The following is a 21920-nucleotide window of genomic DNA, read 5'->3' as shown; positions in this document are numbered from 1 at the left end:
CAGGTCGGCGCCGCGGAGGACTGTCGCCCCGATGGCGGACACGGAGAACTTTGCTGAGTGCCGGCACTGTGGTCGTCGGTGCCGCGATGGCGATGATCCTCACGGTCACCCTCCCCAGCGGGAAGAAGGGCGGTGGGGAGATCTTCCTCCAGACCGCCTCCGCGGCCGGCCCTGATCCGTTCACCCCGTCGACCAGCATCCAGGACAAGGATGCCGCGGCCTCGTCCGCAAGTACGTCATCGGCCGGTGCGGAGGGCGGCACAGGCACCCTCGTCGTCAATGGTTCCCACCCGGGACTGTACGGCGGTACGCGGAACGTCGCGAGCTGTGACGTCGAGAAGCAGGTCAAGTTCCTCACGCAGAACAGCGACAAAGCGCAGGCCTTCGCCGGCGCCCTCAACATCCGGCAGTCCGAAATCCCCCAGTACATGGGGTCTCTGACGCCGACTCGGCTTGTCTGGGACACGCGCGTTACGAACCACGGGTACAAGAGCGGCGCGGCCACCAGCTATCAGGCCATCCTGCAGGCCGGCACGGCCGTCCTCATCGACAACCGCGGCGTTCCGCGTGTCCGCTGCGCATGCGGCAACCCTCTGACTCCGCCCGTCGCCGGCGAGGGCAAGCAGAAATACACCGGCAGGCAGTGGTCGTCGTTCCAGCCCTCCAACCTCGTTGTGGTCACACCTACCGAGAAGCCCATGAAGGCCGTGACGATGTTCGACCAGGAGCGCAAGGGCTGGTTCCAGCGCCCGAGCGGCGACCTCTTGGGCAAGAGTGACGAAGAGGTTCCCACCCCGAAGGGCCAGCCTGCCGAAACGCCGTTCCCTGTCCTGCCCCCTCCTGCATCGCCAGAGGAGCACCACGACAAGAAAGAGGAGTTTCCGGAGAAGGACCACCAGCCGAAGGACGACGACACGAAGAGGGACAAGGACCAGCCGAAAGACCAGCCCAAGGACGACGACACGAAGAAGGACAAGGACCAGCCGAAAGACCAGCCCAAGGACGACGACACGAAGAAGGACAAGGACCAGCCGAAAGACCAGCCCAAGGACGACGACACGAAGAAGGACAAGGACCAGCCGAAAGACCAGCCCAAGGACGACGACACGAAGAAGGACAAGGACCAGCCGAAAGACCAGCCCAAGGACGACGACACGAAGAAGGACAAGGACCAGCCGAAAGACCAGCCCAAGGACGACGACACGAAGAAGGACAAGGACCAGCCGAAAGACCAGCCCAAGGACGACGACACGAAGAAGGACAAGGACCAGCCGAAAGACCAGCCCAAGGACGACGACACGAAGAAGGACAAGGACCAGCCGAAAGACCAGCCCAAGGACGACGACACGAAGAAGGACAAGGACCAGCCCAAGGACCAGGACCAACCACCGGCGCCGGTTGAGCCGCCCGGCCCGTATTCGCCGCAAAGCTGAAGCCGCTCCCACCTGCACTCGGCTGCAGCAGGCCAGGCGGTTCAGTATTCCTTTCTGTGGAATCTTCCGCGAGCGGGTGGAGTGGGAGGGGCGCCGGTCATGACCCCGTGTGTGACAGGTGCGCGGGTGGCACAGCCGCCCCGCGATGCTTGATGTCGACGGCCGAAGCCTTGGCCAGTGCCACAGGGTTCAAGAAACGCATTGGACCGATCAGGCGGGATGCAAACAGATGCATGTGCCGCGCCACCGACTCATCGCGCGCTGCCGCCGAATACATCAGCCGCTCCAAGGGATTGAACGGACGGGCCTTGGCGAAGTCGACAGCCAGGTACTGGTGTCCGCGCAGTCGGCGCCGGTGTCTGCGTGCGTACACCACGAGCGACCTGTTGAGGTCGCCCGGACCGGTTGCGGCCGACGCAACCGCCTCTGCCAACCATTGCGCGGACTGCAGAGCCCACCCGCACCCCACCCCCCACAGGGGATCGCCGGTCAGGGCCGCGTCGCCGATGAAGGCGCCGATCTAAATCACCGGTATTGCATCTAGTGCCGAACCGCTTGGTTTGATCAGGCCGCAAGCGCTGCAGGCTCACCCAGGCGCTGCGCAGCGGTTCGCCAGGCAGCGGTGACTGCATGATGGGCGGCCGCGGTCGCGGCGGCTGTTCCCGAAGGCAGCTCGATCGGAGCGCCGACGTGCACATGCAGGCGGGGACGACGGATGTGGGCCGTGAGGAGCCCTGCGACCTGCTTGGCAGGGCTGCCGGAGGTGACCCGGCGGGCTCCCGCCTGGCCGATCGGAATGATGGGGGCGCCGGAGGCGGCAGCGAGGCGTGCAGGACCGCTGCGAAATGAGTCGGGAGCGGCCTCGGCGGCGTCCCTGCGACGAGGCAGGCGCCCTTCGCCGTAGATGAGCACCAGGCGCCCGGCGTCGAGTGCTGCCGCAGCCTTGTCCAGGGCGTGGGCTGCGTGGGTGGTGCCGCGGTGGACGGGAACATGGCCTTCGCGGTCCAGGAGATACCGCAGGACAGGGATGCGCCACAGACCGGCGGTGGCCAGGATGACCGGTTCGACGTCCATACGACGCAAGGCGGCGAGCACGATAGCCGGATCCGCCAGGGACGTGTGGTTGGCGACGAGGATGCCGGTGGCTGGGACGGTGGTCAGTTCAGCAGACGTCGTCAGGCGGCCTACGGAGGCGACGAAGTCGGCGGCGATGCGACTGAGCACGGGACTCCTGGGGTCGGGGCGGCGAGGCGATCTTCATCCTCGCGCCGAGGGGAGCCTGAGGTCCTGAGTCCGCGTACTCACTTCTCTGTGGTGCCGTGACCAGGTGCTCGGTCCGATTCAGTTCACTCCCCGCCCACACGCCTGCCTCGTCGTCTTCGGACGCGGGGGCCATTTCGTGTTTCCGGGGATCGTCGTCGACTCGCACTGGATCCAGTCCTTCAGGGCGAGGCCTTGAGCGGACGGGCATCGACCCGAGCGCACACCCACGGCTCCACACCAGCCAGGTCCTGGCACGCCTTGCGCATGATGTAGGGCCCGCGTCTTCATACGTGCTAAGTCCTGCGGAACCGCCGGAACCCGGGGGGTGATGCGCAGTCGCTGTGTCGGCGGACCCTGCGCAATCGCTGACTCTCCAGGCAGAGACCAGACCGTAGTGAACACGCGGTCATGAACGTGCACAGGCGCATCGCTGCGCGGCCCACCGGGCGACGGCCCCGACGATCTCCTGAGCGTCCTGGGCAAGCATCCGAACCTGCGTGGTTTCACCCTGGGATACCACCCGGACCGGGCTGCGGAGTTCGGCGAGCAGTTCCGTAGCTGGCTGCGCGAGGGATCGATCGTCTATGACGAGACCGTCGTCGACAGCCTGGCGAGCGCGGTGCAGGCGCTGAACCCTTCCGAGCAGCCTCACGGGCTGCCGCGGCCCGCGCGGGTTTGTACCGGCGCACGATGATGCTGCTGGCCTCGGCCGGTGGAAACAGGGTCCCGGTGATCGCGAAGCTGGTCCAGGCCGACGAGGACACCGTCCGCGACGTGATCCACCGGTTCAACGAGATCGGCCTGGCTTGCCTGGACCCTCGCTGGGCGGGAGGCCGTCCCCGCCTGCTCAGTCCTGACGACGAGGACTTCGTCGTCCAGATGGCCACTACCCGCCCGACCAAGCTCGGCCCGGCCCTTCACCCGCTGGTCCATCCGCAAACTCGCCGCCTACCTGCGGAAAGTGCACGGCCGAGTGATCCGGGTCGGCCGCGAGGCATTACGGTGCCTGCTCGCCCGCCGCGGCGTCACCTTCCAACGCACCAAGACCTGGAAGGAGTCGCCCGACCCGAGCGCGACGCCAAGCTGGGCCGCATCGAGGAGGTGCTGGAACCCTTCCCGGACCGCGTGTTCGCGTTCGACGAGTTCGGGCCGCTCGGCATTCGCCCCACCGCCGGGGCTGGCTGGGCTCCCATCGGTCAACCCGAGCGCCATCCCGCGACCTACCACCGCACCCACGGGGTGCGGTACTTCCACGGCTGCTATTCCGTCGGCGACGACCGGCAGTGGGGCGTCAACCGCCGCAAGAAGGGTGCGGTGAACACCCTGGCCGCACTGAGGTCGATCCGGGCCGCGCGTCCGGACGGCGCCCCGATCTACGTCATCCTGGACCACCTGTCCGCCCACAAGGGCGACAAGATCCGTGGCTGGGCGAAGAAGAACCGCGTCGAGCTGTGCTTCACCCCGACCTACGCCTCCTGGGCCAACCCAATCGAAGCCCATTTCGGGCCACTGCGGCAGTTCACGATCGCCAACTCCAACCACCGCAACCACCGCGTGCAGACCCGGGCCCTGCATGCCTACCTGCGCTGGCGCAACACCAACGCCCGCCACCCCGACGTCCTCGCGGCGCAGCGTCGCGAACGCGCCCGCATCCGCAGCGAGAAGGGCATCCGCGGGGGCGGACGCCCGCTCCCCGCCACAGCCTGACAAGCGACCGAGCCGAGAGCGTCAGACCCTCACACCACGCGCGATTCGGTACAGCACGTTCGGACGCAGTGGCCCTTCGGGCGCGGTGGGGTCGTCGAAATCGTCAGCCGGGTTGCGGGTCATGCCGATCCGGTGCATCACTGCTTGGGAACGGAGGTTGGTAGCAGTCGTCACTGCAAGGATCTCGGGGAGTTCAAGCGTTTCGAAGCCGAAGGCCAGGCCAGCCAGGGCGGCCTCGGTGGCGTAACCCTGGCCCCAGGCCGAGCGAGCGAGCCTCCAACCGATCTCTACCCCCGTGAACGGCATGCCATCATCCACCTGGTCCAAGCCCGCGAAGCCGATGAACTCGCCCGTGGTCTGCAATTGAACTGCCCACCATCCGTAGCCTCGCTGGTCGAACTCGGCCTGGAACTGCGCCACGGAGGCATCGCTCTGTTCACGGGTGAGTAGGTCGCCCAAGTGCTCCCGAACCTCGGGATCAGCATTCATCGCCGCCCATGGTTCAAGGTCGGAGTCTTGCCATCGACGGAGCACGAGGCGATCGGTACGCAGTTCAGCCATGCTGCCCAGCCAACGTGAGCGCTGCCCCCAAGGCAATCCATTTTCTTCGGGACTGCTACCGCCACTCAAAAGGAGAATGCACGGCTGGCTCCAAGACTGACGAAGCGACCACCGACCCGGCGAACCTTCCCGGTCAGAGCACTAGCAGCGCCGGATGACCTCCGCAGCCTCCTCGGTGCTCAACCGCGGCCCGTGAGCAGCCGCTTACGGATCGCGGGCAGCAGCTCGGCCGGGGACGGTTCCTCGGTCGCCAGGAGGTCGCCTGGCGTCTGCGCAACTGCAGTGGCTGGACAACCTGCTCGACCGCCGGCCGGGGATACCGCGGAGAGGGCCAACCGCATGTAGCCCCAGCCCGGTGTATCGGGGCCATCCAAGTCGTCCATGCACTCATCGCGGAGCGCTCGCTCGGGCGGCCCGTCAGTCCTTCGGCCTCGCCGACGCCTTGGCGCAGAGGTACGGACGCGCGAGCAGCAGGCCGGTACCGCTCAGGGCGATGCCGAAGTAGACCGGCGCGAGGTGGATGAAGTCCGTGTAATGGATCGCGCCGTGAACCACGACAGCCGGGAGGAAGCCTGCGGCCGCCGCCGCGGCCAGGGTCCAGAACACCCAGGCCTCACCCCGGCGCCAACCCCACACGCTGAGCAGAGTGATCGCCACCGCGGCGGCCATCAGGGCGCCTCCGAACCCCGCGCGGTCGTGGGCGACGAAGGGCACGAGCCGGGGGTTCACGGCTTCCAGCGCCTGCGCGCTGGTTCCCAGGAAGGCCAGGTCGGTCGGCACGAAGACACCGGTCAGACCGACCACCGAGATCACCGCACCGCCGGCGAACAGCCCCGCTCCCGTGACGATCAGCAGCAGCTGCCCGACCAACGCTCGCCGGCGCTCCGGCTCCGGCCCCTCGGGCGCCAGGCGCCACCGCGGGGCGTACGGGGTCCGACGGACCGCGGCCACGAACATGGGGAACAGCACGATGGTGGTGGCCGTGTGCAGGGGTTCCACGAAGCCGGTGGCCAGGAAGTAGAACAGGGTGGGGAAGCCGATCGCCCCGGAGAGCAGATACACCTCGCGGGCCCAGGGCCAGCCGCGTCTGATCCCGCCCACGGCCAGACCGGTGTAGAGGGCGCCGATCGCCACCATCGTGCCCGCCATGGTGATCCGGTCGTGCTGGAGGAAGTGCACGAGGTGGTGGTTGGCGGCATGCAGTTCGTGCAGCGTCATCCCGAGGTAGTCGCGGTCGTACCAGAGCAGCACCGGCCCGAGCGTGATCGCCGCGGCGCCGAGTCCGGCGCCCGTCATACCGAGCCCGACGAGCAGCGCCCACCACCAGGCGGGCCAGCGGCGGGGATCGCGGCCGACGTCCTGTAGCACCGGAGCGGGTGCGGTGGGCGTGGCTGCCTCCGTGACGCGTGCGAACCAGCCGGGTCCGGCCTCGACGAGCACCCCGGGCCGGGCGAGCACCACGGCTCCTGGCTCCTCGAGAGCGGCGGCCGCGGCGGTGACCGACGGGTCGGACACATGGATCACGCGCGGGTCGTCACCGTTGGTGAAGCCGTCGACATGGGGCTTGAGGGCGGCCTCGGTCTCCGGGTCGCAGGCGCGGACGACCATCGGGATCGAGCGGTCGGCAGCAGCCTCGCGTACGGTCTCCGCGTCGGCCGCCGAGACGGGCACCACCTCGACGACACCAGCCCCGAGCGGGGCCAGGGCGCGTACCGCTTCGCGGGCGAGCGAGGGCGGGACGGATATGCCGAGGCGGACGGTCACGGGCACGCCGGCGATCTCACCGGCGAGCCGCTCCGGCGGATGACGGTGGCCGAACGCCCGGGCGATCAGCCGAGCGCCGGCGGGACGGGAGCCGATCGAGGCCAGCAGCCGCAGTGCGGTGCGCTGCGAACGGTGCCGGCCAAGGACGGCAGCGGCCGCGCCGCGCAGCGGGTGGTACGTCCAGTCCGGCATCAGCGGCTCTCGTTCTCCGTCACGGTCACGGGGTCAGCGGGCGCGGTCCAGCCGAGCACCGGCGTCATGGAACGCAGCGTCGCCCGCGTCGGCGTCAGCCGGGCGGCCGTGTCGCGCAGCAGTACCGCGGGCGGCCACGACAGCTGGCCGACTGCGCCGAGCCGGGCGGAGCGGCGCGTGATGGCCCGGGTCCGCGGGCGGCGCAGCAGGTCGTACGAGCGGAGCGCGGCGGCCATGTCCGGGGTGCCGTCGAGGCAGTGGGCGAGGGTGACCGCGTCCTCCAGCGCTTGGCACGCGCCCTGACCCAGATTGGGGGTCATGGCATGGGCCGCGTCGCCCAGCAGCGCGACCCGGCCGCGGACGAAGGAGGGCAGCGGCGGCAGGTCGTACAGGTCGTGCCGGAGCACCGCGTCCGCCGGGACAGCGGCCAGCAGGGCGGGGATGGGATCCGGCCAGGACCCGAACCGGCGCAGCAGTTCGGCGTACTCGGACGAGCCTGAGGCTGCTCCCGCCGGCAGCGACGCGGTCGCGAAGCAGTACATCCGCCCGTCCGGCAGCGCCGTGTAGCCGAACCTCGCTCCCCGGCCCCAGGTCGCCGCGCCCTCGGAGGGCTGCTCGGCGAGGGGCTCCGTGACCATGCGCCAAGCCGTGTAACCGGCGTAGCGGGGGCCGGCCGTGTCCGGCCACAGAGCGTGGCGGACCGCACTGCGCAGCCCGTCGGCGCCGACCACGAGGTCGGGCCGGGACTCGCCTCCACGGTGAACGACGACCGGGCCGTGGCTGTCGTCGCGGACCGCGGACACCTCGCTGCCCGACCGCAGGCTGCCGGCGGGCAGCGCCTCGGTGAGCGCCCGCAACAGGTCCGCGCGGTGCAGGACGACCAGGGGATGGCCGAAGCGGCGCGCCAGCTCCGCGTTGTCCGTACGGGACAGCCAGCGGCCCCGGCGGTCGCGTACGCCGCCTGCTGCCTCGACGGCGCCGAGTGACCGGACGGCGCCGGCCAGGCCGAGCGCCTCGAGCGCGTGCAGCGCGTTCGGCCACAGGGAGATGCCGGCGCCGATCTCGGTGAACTCCGGGGCCCGTTCCAGCACCTCGACGCGCCAGCCCCGGCGGTGCAGAGCGATGGCCGCCGCGAGGCCGCCGATCCCACCGCCGACGATGGTCGCGGCGCGCTGCGGCATGGGTCCTCGCTCTGGGTTCGGGGGCGCCGCCCCCGGTCAAGTGGCCGTCGATCCGGTGCCCGAGCGGCATGCGACGCGGCGCAGGTCCAGCTGAGCGGCGCCTCATAGCAACATGTCGACAGACACCTGTCAACGCCCCTAGGGGCGGAACCACCAGCAATGGTAGGGGCTGATCAGGGTGGTATCGATGTGGCTATGTCGCGGTGACAGGTGAGGCAAGCGCCGGTCCGGACAGCGAGGGTAACTGCATCTCGCGGACGATCTGGTAGTCAGGACCGATTCTCTTGGGGCCGAGCCAGTCGCTGCAGTGTGCGGAAGGCGTGGGCAGCAAAGACAAGCGGGGACATCGATGCCCCAGGACCGGATCTCGCTCATGTCCAGCGCCAGTTGCCACTTCTCGACATGGCCCACGTCCGCCGCGAGGCCGCACCGCCCGCGGCGACTCTGCCGAGTCGGTGCACAGGCGGCAGGGCACTGGCCACAGGAGCTGCCAAAACAGGATGAACCTGCGGGTCGGCCCCGCCACAATCCAGGGCATGACAAAGAAACGAGACACCGTACGGCCGGACTCCGCAGACGCCGACCGCATCCTGAAGCGGCTCGACCAGGCCGTGCACACCGGCAACCTGGTCCGGATCCACCGCTCGATCCGGGGAGCCGAGAAGATCGAGGGCTTCGCCGTCGCCACGACGCCTTCCTGGACCCTCATGGCGCCCTGCTCGGACATCCAACTCGACGGCTGGGCCGCGGTCCGCACCGCGGACATCGTCAAGGTCCGGCGTAAGGGCGACAAGACATGCCTCACCATCAGGGCACTGCACCGCCGGGGCCAGTGGCCGGTGATCATGCCCGGCCACACGCTTCCCCTCGACACGCTGCCCGCCCTGGTGGAGGCCGCGCACAGAGCCTTCGGACTTGTCGCACTCCATGCCGAACGTCATGTGGCGGACGCCTGCTGGATCGGCGCGGTGACGGAGGTGCGGACCAAGTCGGTGCGGCTGAGGGAGATCGACCCGAGCGCGTGCTGGCACGACGACGTGACCAAGTTTCCCGGCAAGGACATCACCCGGATCGATTTCGGTGGCCGTTACGTACGGACCCTGGACGAGTTCGCCGGACCGCGCACCGACGCCTGACAGTCCCGGCACGAAGTCCGCCGGCACACCGCGCACGCCCCTGCGTGTTGTGCCCAACGCGCCGGGCCGCCCACAAGGCGACGGGACGACGGACAGCCGACGATCGCGGTGTCCTTCCCGCGACCCGATGGATTGCCTCATCGGGCCGAGGGTGTGGCCGCCCGACGGCAAGCGCTTCAACTGCCGTTCGGACAGTGGCAGGTACGAGACGCCGTGCACCACGCCATCTCCATGACCACACCGCTGCACCCGCCGGCCCCGCCGCACCGGATCGGCGTCCCGTTGCAGGCCGAGCACCGGCAGCGACAGCAGCGCCCTCCCCTGCCTGACAGTCAGTCAACGAGACCGCAAAGCGGCTCCTGACCAGTAGCGATACCGAGCTGCGACCGGGGCACCAATAGGGTGATCCCATGCCTGCCACGTTGAGTTCCACCAAGACCGCCGCCGCGCTCCGAACATCGGCACGTGTCTCCGTCGAGTTGCTGCTGATACTTGTGATGGCTGCGGTGGCCCTGTGGATCCTAGGCCGGATGTGGTCGGTCGTCTGGCCGCTCATAGTGGGCCTGCTTCTCACCACGCTGACCTGGCCCCTGGCGCGTTTCCTGCGTCGGCGCGGCTGGCACCCCGCCCTGGCCGCGTCGGTTGTGACCGTGCTGTTCCTCCTGGTTGCTACGGGCATCGTGGCGCTCATCGCGGTGCCGGTCGCGTCCCAGTCCGGCGAGCTGGCCGACGGCGTGGTCGACGGCATCCAGAAGCTGCGCGAGTGGGCCGCCGGGCCGCCACTGAACATCGGCGACGACCAGATCTCAGATGCCTTCGACGCCGCGATCGACCGCATTCAGAACAGCGTCGGCAGCATGGTCACCGCTGTCGTCACAGGAATGGGCACCGTGTTCAACGGCGTGGTCACTGCCGTCCTGGCGCTCTTCCTCATGTTCTTCTTCCTCAAAGACGGTCCGCGGTTCCTGCCGTGGCTCACCCGTCAGCTCCCCGGTCGACTCGCCACCGACGTCCCGATCGTGGCCGCGCGCAGTTGGAACACCCTGGGCGCGTTCGTGCGTTCCCAGGCATTCGTCGGCCTGCTCGACGCCGTCTTCATCGGCATCGGCCTGTGGATTCTGGGGGTGCCACTGGTGCTCCCGTTGGCGGTGCTGACCTTCGTGTCCGCGTTCGTACCGATCGTGGGTGCCCTGTTCGCCGGCTTGGTCGCGGTGCTCATCGCATTGGTGTCGAACGGCCTGACGGACGCGCTGATCGTGCTGGCTATCATCGTCGTGGTGCAGCAGCTCGAGGGCAACGTGTTCCAGCCGATGATCCAGAGTCGCGGACTGGGCCTGCACGCGGCGGTGGTTCTGCTGGCGGTGACGTTGGGCGGCAGTCTGGCCGGCGTCGTGGGCAGCCTCCTCGCGGTACCGGTAGCCGCGCTCATTGCAGTGGTCTGGAACTATGTGCGCGAGCAGCTCAGCGACCCGCCGCAGGAGCCGGAGAGCGATGAGTCGTACGCGGGTGCCGCCATCCCCTCGTAGCATCGCCCTCCGCACGGCCGCGCCTGACGCGGTCCGGTACGAGGAGGAGGCCGTCGTAGCCGCCCGCGATCAGTGCCAGTACCTCAATCACTGGAGCAGCCCGCCCTCGCCGGTCAGCTGAAGGCCCTCGGTCTGAGCCCGGCCCACCAGCTCGTCGATCAGCCGGTCATCCACAGACTTCGCCGGCGCCGCCTCAGACAGTTCGACGGACTCGGCCTCGGTCACGTTGTTGCTGGTCATCGATGCATCTTCCATGATCGGGAGTTACACCGAACGTTTGGCCCTGTCTCACTTTCGGTGGTGACGGAGCGTCGTGATGGGTCGTTGACATTCGCGTGAAGGATGTCAACGAGCTCGTGCAGACGGTCTTTTCGGGTCTGTCCCCGCTGGTCATCGCGGATGTGGTCGACGAAGGTGAGCGGATCGTGGTGCGGGCACGGACTCCGCGGGACACTGCGGTCTGCCCGGTGTGCGGGGCCCCGTCGGAACGCGTGCACGGCTATCACTGGCGGACAGTCGCGGACCTGCCGGTCGATGAACGACGGGTGGTGGTCCGTGTGCGGGTGCGGCGTCTGGTGTGTCCCACGCGCGGCTGCCGTCACACCTTCCGCGAACAGGTGCCCGGCGTCCTGGACCGGTACCAGCGACGCACCGCTCGTCTGACCAGGCAGATCAAGGCCGTGGTCAAGGAGTTAGCGGGCCGGGCCGGGGCACGTCTGCTGGCGATATTGGCGGTGAGCCTGTCGCGTCACACGGCCCTGCGCACCCTGCTGCGGATCTCGTTGCCCACCGGGCGGGTGCCCCGTGTGATCGGCGTCGACGACTTCGCCCTGCGCCGGCGGCACCGCTATGCCACCGTGATCATCGATGCCGAGACCCATGAGCGGATCGACGTGCTGCCCGACCGCACGGCCGACACCTTGGAGGCGTGGCTGCGCGACCATCCTGGCATCGAGATCGTGTGCCGCGACGGCTCAGCCACCTACGCCGAGGCGATCCGGCGCGCCCTGCCTGACGCGGTGCAGGTCGCGGACCGGTGGCATGTGTGGCACAACCTGTGCGAAGCCGCCTTGAGCGAGGTCAAGGCACACAGCACCTGCTGGGCCGCCGTGCTGGACGCGCCCATCTACGACGGGCCCCGTGCCCAGACCACCCTGGAACGCTGGCACCAGGTCCACGGCATGCTCGAGAAGGGTGTGGGCCTGCTCGAATGCGCCCGCCGTCTGCAGCTGGCCCTGAACACCGTCAAACGCTACGCGCGAGCCGAGAAGCCCGAGCGCATGCTCCGCGTCCCCAAATACCGCGCCAGCCTCGTCGACCCCTACCGCGAGCACCTGCGCAAACGCCGAGCCGAAGACCCCAGCGTCCCCGTCAAGCACCTCTTCGAAGAGATCAAAGCCCTCGGCTTCGCCGGCTGCCTCAACCTCCTGCACAAGTACATCAACCAAGGCCGCGCGGACGCCGACCGCAGCCACATCTCCCCACGCAGGCTCGCCCGGATGCTGCTGACCAGGCCCGACAACCTCAAGGCCGAGCAACACGAGCTCCTGGCCAAGCTCACCGCCGCCTGCCCCGAGATGACCCAACTGGCTGCAGATATCAGGGACTTCGCCCCACTCCTTGCGCCTCACACCGACAATGCCGATGCGCTCACGCGCTGGATCGCCCAAGTCCGAGCAGCCGACCTGCCCCATCTAATGCCTTCACCCGAGGCCTGGACCGGGACATCGACGCCGTGATCGCCGGGCTCACGCTTCCGTACAGCAACGGCCCCACCGAGGGCGTCAACACCAAGACCAAACGGATCGCACGCCAGATGCACGGACGAGCAGGCTTCACCTTGCTTCGGCACCGCATCCTCCTCGGATAGCAGCACGCTCCGTCACCACCGAATGTGAGACAGGGCCGAACGTTTTACAGTCCCAGACATCGAGGTGTCCGGCGGCTTCAACCTCTAGGTGTATTGTCCGGCGGATCACGCCTGGGCCGTGATGGTCTGGCACGCACATCTGCGGCGTTGTCGTCCGGTGAGGGAGGAGAATTAGCGGCATGACCATGGTGAAGGACATCGATGCCCGCGGTATGCAGCACTGCGAGACGACGGCGCTGGGCGTTCTGCTGCGCCATGAGGGACTCGACTTGTCCGAGCCCATGCTGTTCGGGCTTGGCTCCGGGCTGTCCTTCATCTACTGGGACAGCAAAGGCATGGGCTTTCCCTTCCTGGGAGGCAGGGCCAAGCCGTTCGAGCTCACCAGGAACCTGGCCGCCGTACTCGGGCTTGAGCTGCTGGTCGGGGAGACCACCTCCCCGCGCAAGGCATGGCAGAACGTGGCGGCACCCATCGACGCCGGTCGGCCGGTCGGCCTTCAGCTCGACAGCTACCACCTGGACTACTTCAGCACCAAGGTGCACTTCGGCGGGCACGTCGTGGCCATGTACGGCTACGACGAACAGGACGCCTACCTGGTGGACACCGACGCGCAAGGCGGAGCCGTCTCGACCAGCCTCGCCGGCCTGGCCAGAGCCAGAGCCGAGCGCGGCCCCATGACCGCCAAGCACCGCTCCTTCACCATCACAGCACCCAGCAACCTGACGTCACCGCAGGACGGGATCATCCCCGCGATCAAGACCTGCGCCGGCGCCTTCCTGAACCCGCCCATCGCCAACCTGGGCCACCGGGGCATCGAGAAGACCGCCAAGCAAGTGCCGAAGTGGCTGCAGCGCAGCGACAATCCGCGGGAGGACCTGCCACGGGCCGCCGTCCTCATGGAGAGGGCCGGCACCGGCGGCGCCCTGTTCCGCAACCTCTACCGGGACTTCCTCGCCGAGTGTGCCCAGCTGATCGACAGCAGCCACCTGCGCACCGGCCACACCCTGTATGCCGAGGCCGCCACCCTCTGGACACAGGTGGCCGCACTCGTCGCGACAGCAGGGGAATCCGGCGACGCGAAGAACCTCGTGCAGGCCGGCTCCATCCTCCACGAGCTCTCGCGCATCGAACGCAATGCGATGCAGGCACTCAGCATGCTCTAGCACTTGCCCGGCCGACCTTGTGACTGCGCTGTGTCCAGGTCGTTGTTCCGGGCATGGGGCGGGGTGATCTGAGTGCGTTGTGGCAAAGGGAGTCCCTGTTCGATGAGCAGGGGCTTCGTCGTGTGCGGGGCATGATCGCGGAGGGGTAGGGGCAGGCAGCGGACGGCTTGTTGTGGATCGAGGAGGGTGCGATGCCGTCGGTGCTGGGGTTGATGGAACAGCGTGAGGCGCGGGCGAGGCAGGATCTGGAGTCCTGGACGGAGGTCCTGGAGCAGGCTCAGGCGGAGGTGGATGCCGCGCGGGAGCGGGTCGAGCGGGCCCGGGTGGGGCGTGAGGAGCTCGTGTCGGTGCTGGCCGGGGAGGGCGCGGTGAATACGCCGGTTTCCGTGCTGTCCGGTGGTGGGATGGCTGCTGCCGTGGGATCGGGCGGCCCCGGCGCGGGGCATGGCGAGCGGCCGCCGGTGTGGCGGTCGGGCATGGGCGAGGAGGTGCTCAGCGGCCTGTACCGGGAGGTGTTCGCCGCGGTGGTGGCTGCTTCGGGGCCGGTGAACGGGGTGGAGCTGACGCGGGCGGTGGGCCGGGAGGCGGAGATCAAGAACGAGGTGGAGAGGATCCGGCACCGTGCCTACGTGCTGGAGAAGCGGGGCTGGCTGGTGCGGGCGAAGGACGGACGGTTCATGCCCGTGCCCGCAGCAGTCGGGCGGGGCGTTTCTCCGGCCAGCGCGGAGCGTCTGCGGCCAGGCGCCGGGACAGCCTGATCACGGCGGCCCACCACACCATCTGGGCGTGGTGGTCGGGGCGGCGTTCGTGGTCGCGGTTGAGGCGGCGTGAGCGGGCCAGCCAGCTCAGCGTGCGCTCCACGACCCACCTGCGGGCCAGGACGACGAATCCGCGTTGTCCGTCGGAGCGGCGCACGACCTCGGTCCGGACTCCGTGGCGGGCGAACGCCTTCGCCAGCGCCGGACCCTGGTAGGCACTGTCGACCCACACCAGTTTCAGCAGCCGGCCCGGCTGGTCCATGAACGTCTCCAGCAGTGCGGGGGCGGCCTTGGAGTCGTGCACATCGGCCGTGGTCACGGTGACCTCCAGGAGCAGGCCCTCGGTGTCGGTCAGGATGTGACGCTTGCGGCCGTCACGTGACTTGCCGCCGTCGTATCCGCGGCTGTCCTCGCCGACGGTCTCGGAGGCGTCCACCGACTGACTGTCGATGACTCCCGCACTGGGCTCGGCGTTGCGGCCCGAGCGTTCCCTCGCCGAACGTCGCAGGCGTTCGTGCAGTTCACGCACATAGCCGTAGGACCGCCAGCGGCGGAAGAAGTCGTAGACCGCCCGCCAGTACGGGAAGTCGACCGGCATGGCCGTCCACTTCACGCCGTTGTCGACCAGGTAGCGCACCGCGTCGAGTATCTCGCGGTGGCAGTACGCCTCCGGACGCCCGCCCCGCTTCAGCAGCCAGGCCGGAACCGGCATCGCCGAGCGGACCTCGGCCCACTCCGCATCCGTCATGTCACTGGGATAGCAGCCTGCCCGCAGCCCCGGAGCGATCGAACCGAACCGGTGCACGTAGCAGTCACACGCAGGGGTGACCGCGGTGGACGCAGGCACAGTGGTACTGCTCAACTGATCGGGCAACGGGCTTCCTTGGTCGTGCTGGTGTCGTAACCGCGTCACTACCAAGGGGCCCGTTCTTTCATGCCCGCGACCGCACCCGTACCTCTGTCCAGATGATCACCCGCGCCGCACGCCTCGAACGAAATCCGGTTAGCCACAACGCACTGAGCGATGCTGAGTGGGAACCGCTGAGGCCGTTCCTGCCGGTGAGCAACGGGCGTTGTGGCCGGTGGCGTGCACGTTTCTTGAGGTAGTAGCCCCGGGACGGTCCTGGCCGCATCATGGCGGTCTGCGCGGACATGTAGAACAGCCAGCGCAGACGGCGGTGGTAGCGCTTGGACCTGTGGTAGTTGCCTGTTCTGCGGCCGGAATCGCGGGGGACAGGGCCAAAGTGCGACGCCTGCAATGGAACCCCTTGGGGTGGGCGTACCTCGGGCGCCCTCTGCGCGTGGGAGCCGCGGGCTGAACCTCCTGGGCACAGCAACGGACCGCCCCAGCCGGGCACCGTCAGTACCCCCTCCCCCGTGGTCAGCGCGTGTATCCGCCTCCCGCCCGCAGAACCTGCGCGGCCCGGGCACATGAGCCGGTCCACTACGACGGAGGGCGGCCGAGAGCCTCGTCAGCGGCGCGGGGCGGCGCGCTTGGGTGGCGCTATGCGGACCCGCTTCTCAACGGGCGCGCTCTCGAGGTCGTCGAGCTGCGCGACGATCGTGCTGCGCAGGTCGTCGTAGTCGTCGAAGGAGTGGTCGTTGAAGAGGGTGTGGCCCGTCCACATCAGGTTGGCGCACACCCGCGCCAGCACCCGGCCGGTCCGGGCGCCCATGCCGACCAGCGCCACCGACCGGATGCTGCCCGGCGCCTTCTTGTTCTGCTGGTGGATCGCCTGAAACGCGGCGGCGCACGCCAGGGCCACGTTCAGGGTCTCGCTGACGTTCTGCGAGGACGTCTCCATCGTCGGCGTCGAGATCAGGAACCTCGGCTTGACCGCCCCGGACGGAACGCACACCGCGCTGCCCACCGGGAGGGCTCCTGCGAACTGGCTGCGGATCGCCCTCTGAACGCGCAGCTGGATGCCCGCGCCGAGATGCCGCTTGATGGCCGCGTCGACCCCGCCGTCCATCCGGCCACGGGAGTTGGTGGGGCTGACCCAGGCGTCGACGTCCTCGTCGAGGATCGAGCCCTTGCGGATCTCAATCTCGGGGGTGTCGGCGAAGGCCGCTCGCCAGGCCTCCACCACTGCGGTGTTGATGTCGGTCAGCACCACACTGAGCGGCGACTGCGCACGGTCTACGGTCATGTTCACTCCGATCGGGAACGGTCACTCAACTGATCGGGACGCTACCGCGCCCCACTGACAGAGCAGCCGCTCGGACCCGCTCCCCCGCGAAGGGAAGGGGGCTGTCAGTGGGCTGACATACGCTCATGGGAACTTCGCCGATCAGGCCTTCCACCAGCCCAGTTCGACCATTCGGAGTCCTCCACCATGAGCGATGCCCATACCCCCGCCACGCCCGACCCGAACGACCCGCTGGCCCTTGCGGAACTGTTCAACGGCGGCGGTGAACCCTGGCTTCCGCTGCTGAAGCCGGTCATCGAGGCGCAGCCGGACGCGGCCGCGTTCATCGGCCCGGGCCGCAGCCCGGAGGTCGTCCCCGTCCGCGAACTGACCTTCCAGGCGCTCAAGCCCAACGCGCCGCACAAGTGGAAGGTCGTCATTTTCGGCCAGAACCCGTACCCGCGGCCGGAGAGCGCCACCGGCATCGCCATGTTCGACAACACCTTCCACGACTGGAAGGACAGCCAGTTCGGCAGGGTTGTCAGCATCCGCTGCATCATCAAGGCAGCGACGATGTGGAAGTACGGCATTCCCAAGAAGACCCCTATAGCCGACATTCGCGCGCTGCTGAAGAAGCAGGACACCGTCCAGCCGCCGGAGTGGTTCCAGGCGATGCTCACGCAGGGCGTGCTGCTGCTGAACGCGGCGCTGACGGCCAACAGCGACGGAGCTATCGGCACCGACCGGCACACCCGGTTCTGGCGGCCGGTCGCCGAGCGGATCGTCGAGGAGATCCTCAAGGCCAAGCAGAACGCCGACGAGGAGGACCGTGGGGTCGTCTTCGCGTGGTGGGGGGCGCACGCGAGAAGTCTGAAGAAGGTCGTTCTCGAGCTCCAGAAGAAGTACCCCGAGGTCGAGGTCCGGCACATCGACCACGCCAACCCCGCAGCGCAGGGCGACATCTTCTGCGACGGCGATCACTTCGGGATGGTGAACGCGGCCCTCGCGTCGCTGGGCGCCGACGAGATCGACTGGCTGCCGAGCACCGGCTGGAACCATCTCGCGGCGGAGACCGGCGGGGCCGACGGCGACGTCGCCGACCGCATGGGCGCGTTCATCGCGTCCACCATGGAACTGCATCAGCTGTACCTCGACCGGCTCTCCAGCGTCAAGGACGAGGGGCTCGTCCTCCCCGCGATCACGGGTGTGTTCGACACCCCGCTCATGGACTTCCGTGAGGCTGTCAGCCCGGTCGCCGCGCTGTTGTCGGGGCTGGGCCGGCACGTCGACCGGTCGCACGAGTTCGGCAAGCGGCGGGCGGACGAGGCGTCCGACGGCCTGTCCGCCGACGCGATCGCCGCCCTCTTCCTCTACACCTGCGAGTCCGGGTTCTACCGGGAGATCAACGCCATCCTGCGCTCCCCGGACCGGTCCAGGCTCGTCCCGTACCTGCCGTATCTGCGGCTGCTGTTCTCGGCGGTGTCGCAACTCCCCGTCCGGACCAAGCCGTTGTGGCGCGGGGTGTCGCTGGACCTGCGTGCGCAGTACCCGCTCGGACGGACCGTGGCCTGGTGGGGCGTGTCCTCGTGCACGTCCGAGCTCGGCGTGGCCAAGGCGTTCCTCGGCAGCCGCGGCAAGCGGACATTGTTCGAGGTGGTCCCCGCCCGGGCCGTGGGCATCCGCGACTTCTCCGCGTTCACCGGCGAGGAGGAGTTCATCCTCCTGCCGGGCACCCAGCTGAAGGTGACGGATGTCAAGGCCGAACGCGGCGGCCTGTGCACCGTGAAGCTGACGGAACTGGAGGAGCAGACCCTGGTGTCCTGACCAGGCGCCGGCCCCGGCCGCCACCTCCGGGTGAGGTGGCGGCCGGCCCGCACCGGCAGTCCGTGCCGGCCGCTCGGGACCGCGGGTCAGGAGAACTCGTCACCGTAGTCGGGCATCTTGAACGTCTTTGACGATCGGCTGCACGGTGTCCCGGCGACGTCTGTCCTCACCGGCCCCGTTCTCAGCCCAGACAGTCGAAGATCTCGTCCCAGAACGCAGATTCGTTCACATACAGATCCTGGCCGATCATGCGCTCGCGCAGATCGGTGACGGCGGCCGCGCGTACGGCGTCGTCGGCCGATTCGAGGGCGTTGCTCGACTCGGCGATCAGCCCGAGGAGCACGGCCAGCAGGGGGAGGGAATCGGCGGCCGGTCCCTGCCACCCATCCCCGTGGTCCCATCCGTTGGGGTCGTAGTGGGTGATGCCACCGTCCGCGGCGTCGAGCATCAGGTGCTGGTCGCCCCAGATGGCGACGGTGAAGCAGAAGTTCTCGGGCGGGGAGTCATCGTCGGGGTAGCGGCGCCCGTAGATCTCGTCGGCATCGAACGGTTCCAGCCCGTCCTCGTCCCGCAAGTGCCTCGTGTCGATTCCCACGACGTCGAGGTGGACGGCGGGAAAGCCGACCGTGAGCAGGAACTCCCTCGACCGGGCATCGGTCAGCTCGGCCGGCAGACCGGCCTCGTCCGGTCGCCAGAGCGAGCCTTCGCCCAGTCGTTCCTCCAGCCACACCGCGTCCGGTATCAGCGGAGTGTCGTTGCTCTTCACTGCGTGGCCCCCATGAGTTCCGTGTCATTCGGTCATTGCCGGCCCCCAGTCAATCGTCAGTCGGCAGCTCTCGCGTCCCGGAAACCGCAGACGCCGGCCGTGACTTCGTATCGACCACGGCTGTGTTGACTGCGATGTCGACGCGCGAGAGGCGGGCGTCCCCGGCCCGGTCGGGCTGCATCCCCGTGCGGATCTCGAAGAGGCCGGGGCCGCGGCCGTCTATCAGGACCCCGGCGCTCTTCTGCCGCACCTGGACAGCAGCCAGCTCGGGGAGTTCGAACGCCGCACCTGACGCATCGCCTCGACGGAGAGGCGCGGCCCGCAGTCGGGGCCTGGTACCTGCATGCTCATCCTGCTGGGCCGACTGCCCGGATCCCGAGGATGTCCGGGTCGGCCCACGAGCGGCCGACCCGGACATCGGGCTCAGGCGAGGTCGAACCGATCGAGGTTCATCACCTTGTCCCACGCGGCCACGAAGTCATGCACGAGCTTCTCTTGTGCGTCCTCGCACGCGTAGACCTCCGAGACGGCTCGGAGTTGGGAGTGGGAACCGAAGACGAGGTCGACGGCGGTGGCAGTCCACTTGACGTCACCCGTGGCGCGGTCCCGGCCTTCGTACACGTTCTCAGCCGATTCGGATGCCTTCCACTCCGTGCCCTGGTCGAGCAAGTTGACGAAGAAGTCGTTGGTCAATGTCTCGGGCCGACGGGTGAAGACGCCATGGGCGGACTTCCCGACGTTGGCGTTCAGGGCCCGCATGCCGCCGATCAGAACCGTCATCTCGGGAGCGGTCAGCGTCAACAGGTTGGCCCGGTCCAGAAGGAGAGTCTCCGCCGCCACCTTCTCCCCTGCGCGGAGGTAGTTGCGGAAACCGTCTGCGCTCGGTTCGAGCACGGCGAACGACTCCACGTCGGTCTGCTCCTGCGAGGCGTCCGTGCGTCCCGGCACGAACGGGACGGTGATGTCGTGCCCGGCTCTTCTCGCCGCCTGCTCGACGGCCGCGCACCCGCCCAGGACGATCAGGTCGGCGAGCGAAATCTTCTTCCCGCCGGACTGCGCGAGGTTGAAGTCCTTCCGGATCTTCTCGAAGGTCTGCAACACGTCGCCCAGTCCGGACAAGTCGTTGACCTCCCAGCCCTTTTGCGGCGCGAGGCGGATCCGCGCCCCGTTGGCCCCGCCACGCATGTCGGTGCCGCGGAAGGTTGCCGCCGACGCCCAAGCGGTGGAGACCAGCTGGGAGATGGACAGCCCCGAGGCGAGGATCGTGTCCTTGAGGGCAGCAATGTCCTCGTCGGTGACCAGTTCGTGGTCGACCTCGGGGACGGGGTCCTGCCACAGCTGCGGCTCGGGAACCCACGGGCCGAGGTAGCGTGCAGCGGGGCCCATGTCGCGGTGCAACAGCTTGTACCACGCCTTGGCGAACGCTTCCGCGAGCTCGTCAGGATTCTCATGGAAGCGCTTCACGATCGGCCCATAGATCGGATCCACCTTCAGCGCAAGGTCCGTCGTCAGCATCATGGGGGCGTGCCTCTTCGACGGATCGTGAGCATCAGGCACAGTGCCCTGGGCCGAGGGATCCTTGGGGGTCCACTGCTTCGCGCCGGCGGGGCTCGTCGTCAGTTCCCAGTCGTACGAGAACAGGTTGTCCAGGTACCCGTGGTCCCACTTCGTGGGGTCGTTGGTCCATGCGCCTTCCAGCCCGCTGGTGATCGTGTCGGCGCCCTTGCCGCTGCCGGAGGTGTTTCTCCAGCCGATGCCCTGCGCTTCGACGGGGCAGGCCTCGGGCTCCGGGCCGACGTACTGGGGATCGACTGCACCATGGCACTTCCCGAACGTATGGCCGCCGATGATGAGCGCAGCAGTCTCCTCGTCGTTCATCGCCATACGTCGGAATGTCTCGCGAATGTCCCTGGCAGCGGCCAGCGGATCCGGGTTGCCGTTGGGCCCCTCCGGATTCACGTAGATCAGGCCCATCTGCACGGCACCGAAGGGACCGGTGAGTTCCCTGTCGCCGCTGTAGCGCTCATCTCCGAGCCATGTGTCCTCGGGCCCCCAGAAGATCTCCTCGGGTTCCCAGATGTCCTCGCGGCCGAAGCCGAACCCGAACGTCTTGAATCCCATCGATTCCATGGCACAGTTGCCGGCGAAGACCAGAAGGTCGGCCCAGGAGATTTTCCTCCCGTATTTCTGCTTGACCGGCCAGAGCAAGCGGCGTGCCTTGTCGAGGCTCGCGTTGTCCGGCCAACTGTTGAGGGGGGCGAAGCGCTGAGCTCCGCTGCCGCCACCGCCCCGGCCGTCGGCAATTCGGTACGTCCCTGCGGCGTGCCAACTCATCCGGATGAAGAGCGGCCCGTAGTGGCCGTAGTCGGCAGGCCACCAGTCCTGCGACGTCGTCATCACCTCGAAGACGTCCCGCTTCAGCGCGTCGACGTCGAGGGTCGCGAACTCTTCCGCGTAGTTGAAGTCCTCGCCCATCGGATTGGACAGGGACGAGTGCTGGTGGAGAACCTGAAGGTCCAGCTGGTTCGGCCACCAGTCCCGGTTCGTCCTGGGGCGGGTCGGCGCGGGGGCCGGGGAGGGGATTACTGGGTTCTCGCTTTCGCTGCCGGACACGTCCGTCCCTCTTCCTGTCTCGGTGTTTCCTTGT

Annotated in this window: 15 protein-coding genes and 4 pseudogenes; 8 read left to right on the top strand and 11 right to left on the bottom strand. The window is 68.4% G+C overall.

Annotation, left to right across the window (positions count from 1 at the left end; genetic code table 11):
* Positions 1-86 precede the first annotated feature (86 nt).
* Positions 87-1433, top strand: a complete 1347-nt coding sequence (locus tag OHS70_RS36840) for a DUF6777 domain-containing protein (RefSeq protein ID WP_328404921.1) — start codon at positions 87-89, stop codon at positions 1431-1433.
* A 564-nt stretch (positions 1434-1997) separates the two neighbouring features.
* Here the strand turns inward: OHS70_RS36840 and OHS70_RS36835 are convergent.
* Positions 1998-2657 carry a lysophospholipid acyltransferase family protein gene (locus tag OHS70_RS36835; protein WP_328404919.1) on the bottom strand — a complete coding sequence of 220 codons (660 nt, stop codon included), beginning with the start codon at positions 2655-2657 and terminating at the stop codon, positions 1998-2000.
* 729 nt (positions 2658-3386) lie between these two features.
* Here OHS70_RS36835 and OHS70_RS36830 point away from each other — a divergent pair.
* Positions 3387-4403 (top strand): IS630 family transposase, encoded by a 1017-nt coding sequence (locus tag OHS70_RS36830; protein WP_328404917.1) that lies wholly within the window; start codon positions 3387-3389, stop codon positions 4401-4403.
* A 21-nt stretch (positions 4404-4424) separates the two neighbouring features.
* On the opposite strand, the gene OHS70_RS36825 is transcribed toward OHS70_RS36830, so the two are convergent.
* The 4 genes and pseudogenes from OHS70_RS36825 to OHS70_RS39220 all read right to left on the bottom strand — a co-directional run.
* Complete coding sequence (locus tag OHS70_RS36825) at positions 4425-4964, bottom strand: GNAT family N-acetyltransferase (protein ID WP_328404915.1); 540 nt, start codon at positions 4962-4964, stop codon at positions 4425-4427.
* 417 nt (positions 4965-5381) lie between these two features.
* The gene (locus OHS70_RS36820) at positions 5382-6920 is read right to left on the bottom strand and encodes a hypothetical protein (protein WP_328404913.1); all 1539 of its coding nucleotides are present in this window, start codon (positions 6918-6920) and stop codon (positions 5382-5384) included.
* Positions 6920-8101 carry an FAD-dependent monooxygenase gene (locus tag OHS70_RS36815; protein WP_328404911.1) on the bottom strand — a complete coding sequence of 394 codons (1182 nt, stop codon included), beginning with the start codon at positions 8099-8101 and terminating at the stop codon, positions 6920-6922. The genes OHS70_RS36820 and OHS70_RS36815 overlap by 1 nt, the downstream gene beginning before the upstream one ends.
* Positions 8102-8431: 330 nt before the next feature.
* Positions 8432-8557, bottom strand: a pseudogene (locus OHS70_RS39220) (IS701 family transposase); the annotation flags it as partial.
* Between the two features lie 80 nt (positions 8558-8637).
* Here OHS70_RS39220 and OHS70_RS36810 point away from each other — a divergent pair.
* Both OHS70_RS36810 and OHS70_RS36805 read left to right on the top strand, forming a co-directional pair.
* Positions 8638-9237 carry a hypothetical protein gene (locus OHS70_RS36810; protein ID WP_328404909.1) on the top strand — a complete coding sequence of 200 codons (600 nt, stop codon included), beginning with the start codon at positions 8638-8640 and terminating at the stop codon, positions 9235-9237.
* A gap of 410 nt (positions 9238-9647) precedes the next feature.
* Complete coding sequence (locus OHS70_RS36805) at positions 9648-10763, top strand: AI-2E family transporter (protein WP_328404907.1); 1116 nt, start codon at positions 9648-9650, stop codon at positions 10761-10763.
* Positions 10764-10853: 90 nt separating this feature from the next.
* Here the strand turns inward: OHS70_RS36805 and OHS70_RS36800 are convergent.
* A pseudogene (locus tag OHS70_RS36800) lies at positions 10854-11003 on the bottom strand (IS256 family transposase); the annotation flags it as partial.
* A gap of 95 nt (positions 11004-11098) precedes the next feature.
* On the opposite strand from OHS70_RS36800, the pseudogene OHS70_RS36795 reads away from it, so the two are divergent.
* The 3 genes and pseudogenes from OHS70_RS36795 (at position 11099) to OHS70_RS36785 (ending at position 14554) form a co-directional block, all read left to right on the top strand.
* Positions 11099-12633 (top strand): annotated as a pseudogene (locus OHS70_RS36795) (ISL3 family transposase).
* Between the two features lie 179 nt (positions 12634-12812).
* On the top strand, positions 12813-13796 hold the full coding sequence (locus OHS70_RS36790) for a BtrH N-terminal domain-containing protein (RefSeq protein WP_328404903.1): 984 nt from the start codon (positions 12813-12815) through the stop codon (positions 13794-13796).
* Between the two features lie 191 nt (positions 13797-13987).
* Positions 13988-14554 carry a hypothetical protein gene (locus tag OHS70_RS36785; protein ID WP_328392304.1) on the top strand — a complete coding sequence of 189 codons (567 nt, stop codon included), beginning with the start codon at positions 13988-13990 and terminating at the stop codon, positions 14552-14554.
* Here OHS70_RS36785 and OHS70_RS36780 read toward each other — a convergent pair.
* From OHS70_RS36780 to OHS70_RS36770, 3 genes and pseudogenes are all read right to left on the bottom strand, one after another.
* Positions 14472-15302, bottom strand: a complete 831-nt coding sequence (locus OHS70_RS36780) for an IS5 family transposase (protein ID WP_328392310.1) — start codon at positions 15300-15302, stop codon at positions 14472-14474. The genes OHS70_RS36785 and OHS70_RS36780 overlap by 83 nt on opposite strands.
* Before the next feature lie 343 nt (positions 15303-15645).
* Positions 15646-15807 (bottom strand): annotated as a pseudogene (locus OHS70_RS36775) (transposase); the annotation flags it as partial.
* Positions 15808-16026: 219 nt separating this feature from the next.
* Entirely contained in the window at positions 16027-16704 is a 678-nt protein-coding gene (locus OHS70_RS36770) for a macro domain-containing protein (RefSeq protein WP_328404901.1), read from the bottom strand.
* Between the two features lie 186 nt (positions 16705-16890).
* Between OHS70_RS36770 and OHS70_RS36765 the strand changes: the two genes are divergently transcribed.
* Positions 16891-18507, top strand: coding sequence for an ADP-ribosyltransferase domain-containing protein (locus OHS70_RS36765; protein ID WP_328404899.1), 1617 nt, complete (start codon positions 16891-16893; stop codon positions 18505-18507).
* Between the two features lie 181 nt (positions 18508-18688).
* Here the strand turns inward: OHS70_RS36765 and OHS70_RS36760 are convergent, their stop codons facing one another.
* Entirely contained in the window at positions 18689-19273 is a 585-nt protein-coding gene (locus OHS70_RS36760; RefSeq protein WP_328404897.1) for a hypothetical protein, read from the bottom strand.
* A 423-nt stretch (positions 19274-19696) separates the two neighbouring features.
* The gene (katG, locus tag OHS70_RS36755) at positions 19697-21886 is read right to left on the bottom strand and encodes a catalase/peroxidase HPI (protein ID WP_328404895.1); all 2190 of its coding nucleotides are present in this window, start codon (positions 21884-21886) and stop codon (positions 19697-19699) included.
* Between the last annotated feature and the right edge of the window lie 34 nt (positions 21887-21920).

It is taken from the genome of Streptomyces sp. NBC_00390 (assembly GCF_036057275.1).
Classification (GTDB): domain Bacteria; phylum Actinomycetota; class Actinomycetes; order Streptomycetales; family Streptomycetaceae; genus Streptomyces.
The sequence above is the reverse complement of the archived record's forward strand: the minus strand, read 5'-3'. Positions and strand labels throughout refer to the sequence as shown.

Coding starts and splice junctions, on each gene's coding strand:
- OHS70_RS36785 (WP_328392304.1), top strand. CDS start 13,988: ATGCCGTCGGTGCTGGGGTTGATGGAACAGCGTGAGGCGCGGGCGAGG.
- OHS70_RS36790 (WP_328404903.1), top strand. CDS start 12,813: ATGACCATGGTGAAGGACATCGATGCCCGCGGTATGCAGCACTGCGAG.
- OHS70_RS36820 (WP_328404913.1), bottom strand. CDS start 6,920: ATGCCGGACTGGACGTACCACCCGCTGCGCGGCGCGGCCGCTGCCGTC.
- OHS70_RS36825 (WP_328404915.1), bottom strand. CDS start 4,964: ATGGCTGAACTGCGTACCGATCGCCTCGTGCTCCGTCGATGGCAAGAC.
- OHS70_RS36810 (WP_328404909.1), top strand. CDS start 8,638: ATGACAAAGAAACGAGACACCGTACGGCCGGACTCCGCAGACGCCGAC.
- OHS70_RS36830 (WP_328404917.1), top strand. CDS start 3,387: ATGATGCTGCTGGCCTCGGCCGGTGGAAACAGGGTCCCGGTGATCGCG.
- OHS70_RS36815 (WP_328404911.1), bottom strand. CDS start 8,101: ATGCCGCAGCGCGCCGCGACCATCGTCGGCGGTGGGATCGGCGGCCTC.
- OHS70_RS36805 (WP_328404907.1), top strand. CDS start 9,648: ATGCCTGCCACGTTGAGTTCCACCAAGACCGCCGCCGCGCTCCGAACA.
- OHS70_RS36840 (WP_328404921.1), top strand. CDS start 87: ATGGCGATGATCCTCACGGTCACCCTCCCCAGCGGGAAGAAGGGCGGT.
- OHS70_RS36770 (WP_328404901.1), bottom strand. CDS start 16,704: ATGACCGTAGACCGTGCGCAGTCGCCGCTCAGTGTGGTGCTGACCGAC.
- OHS70_RS36765 (WP_328404899.1), top strand. CDS start 16,891: ATGAGCGATGCCCATACCCCCGCCACGCCCGACCCGAACGACCCGCTG.
- OHS70_RS36780 (WP_328392310.1), bottom strand. CDS start 15,302: ATGACGGATGCGGAGTGGGCCGAGGTCCGCTCGGCGATGCCGGTTCCG.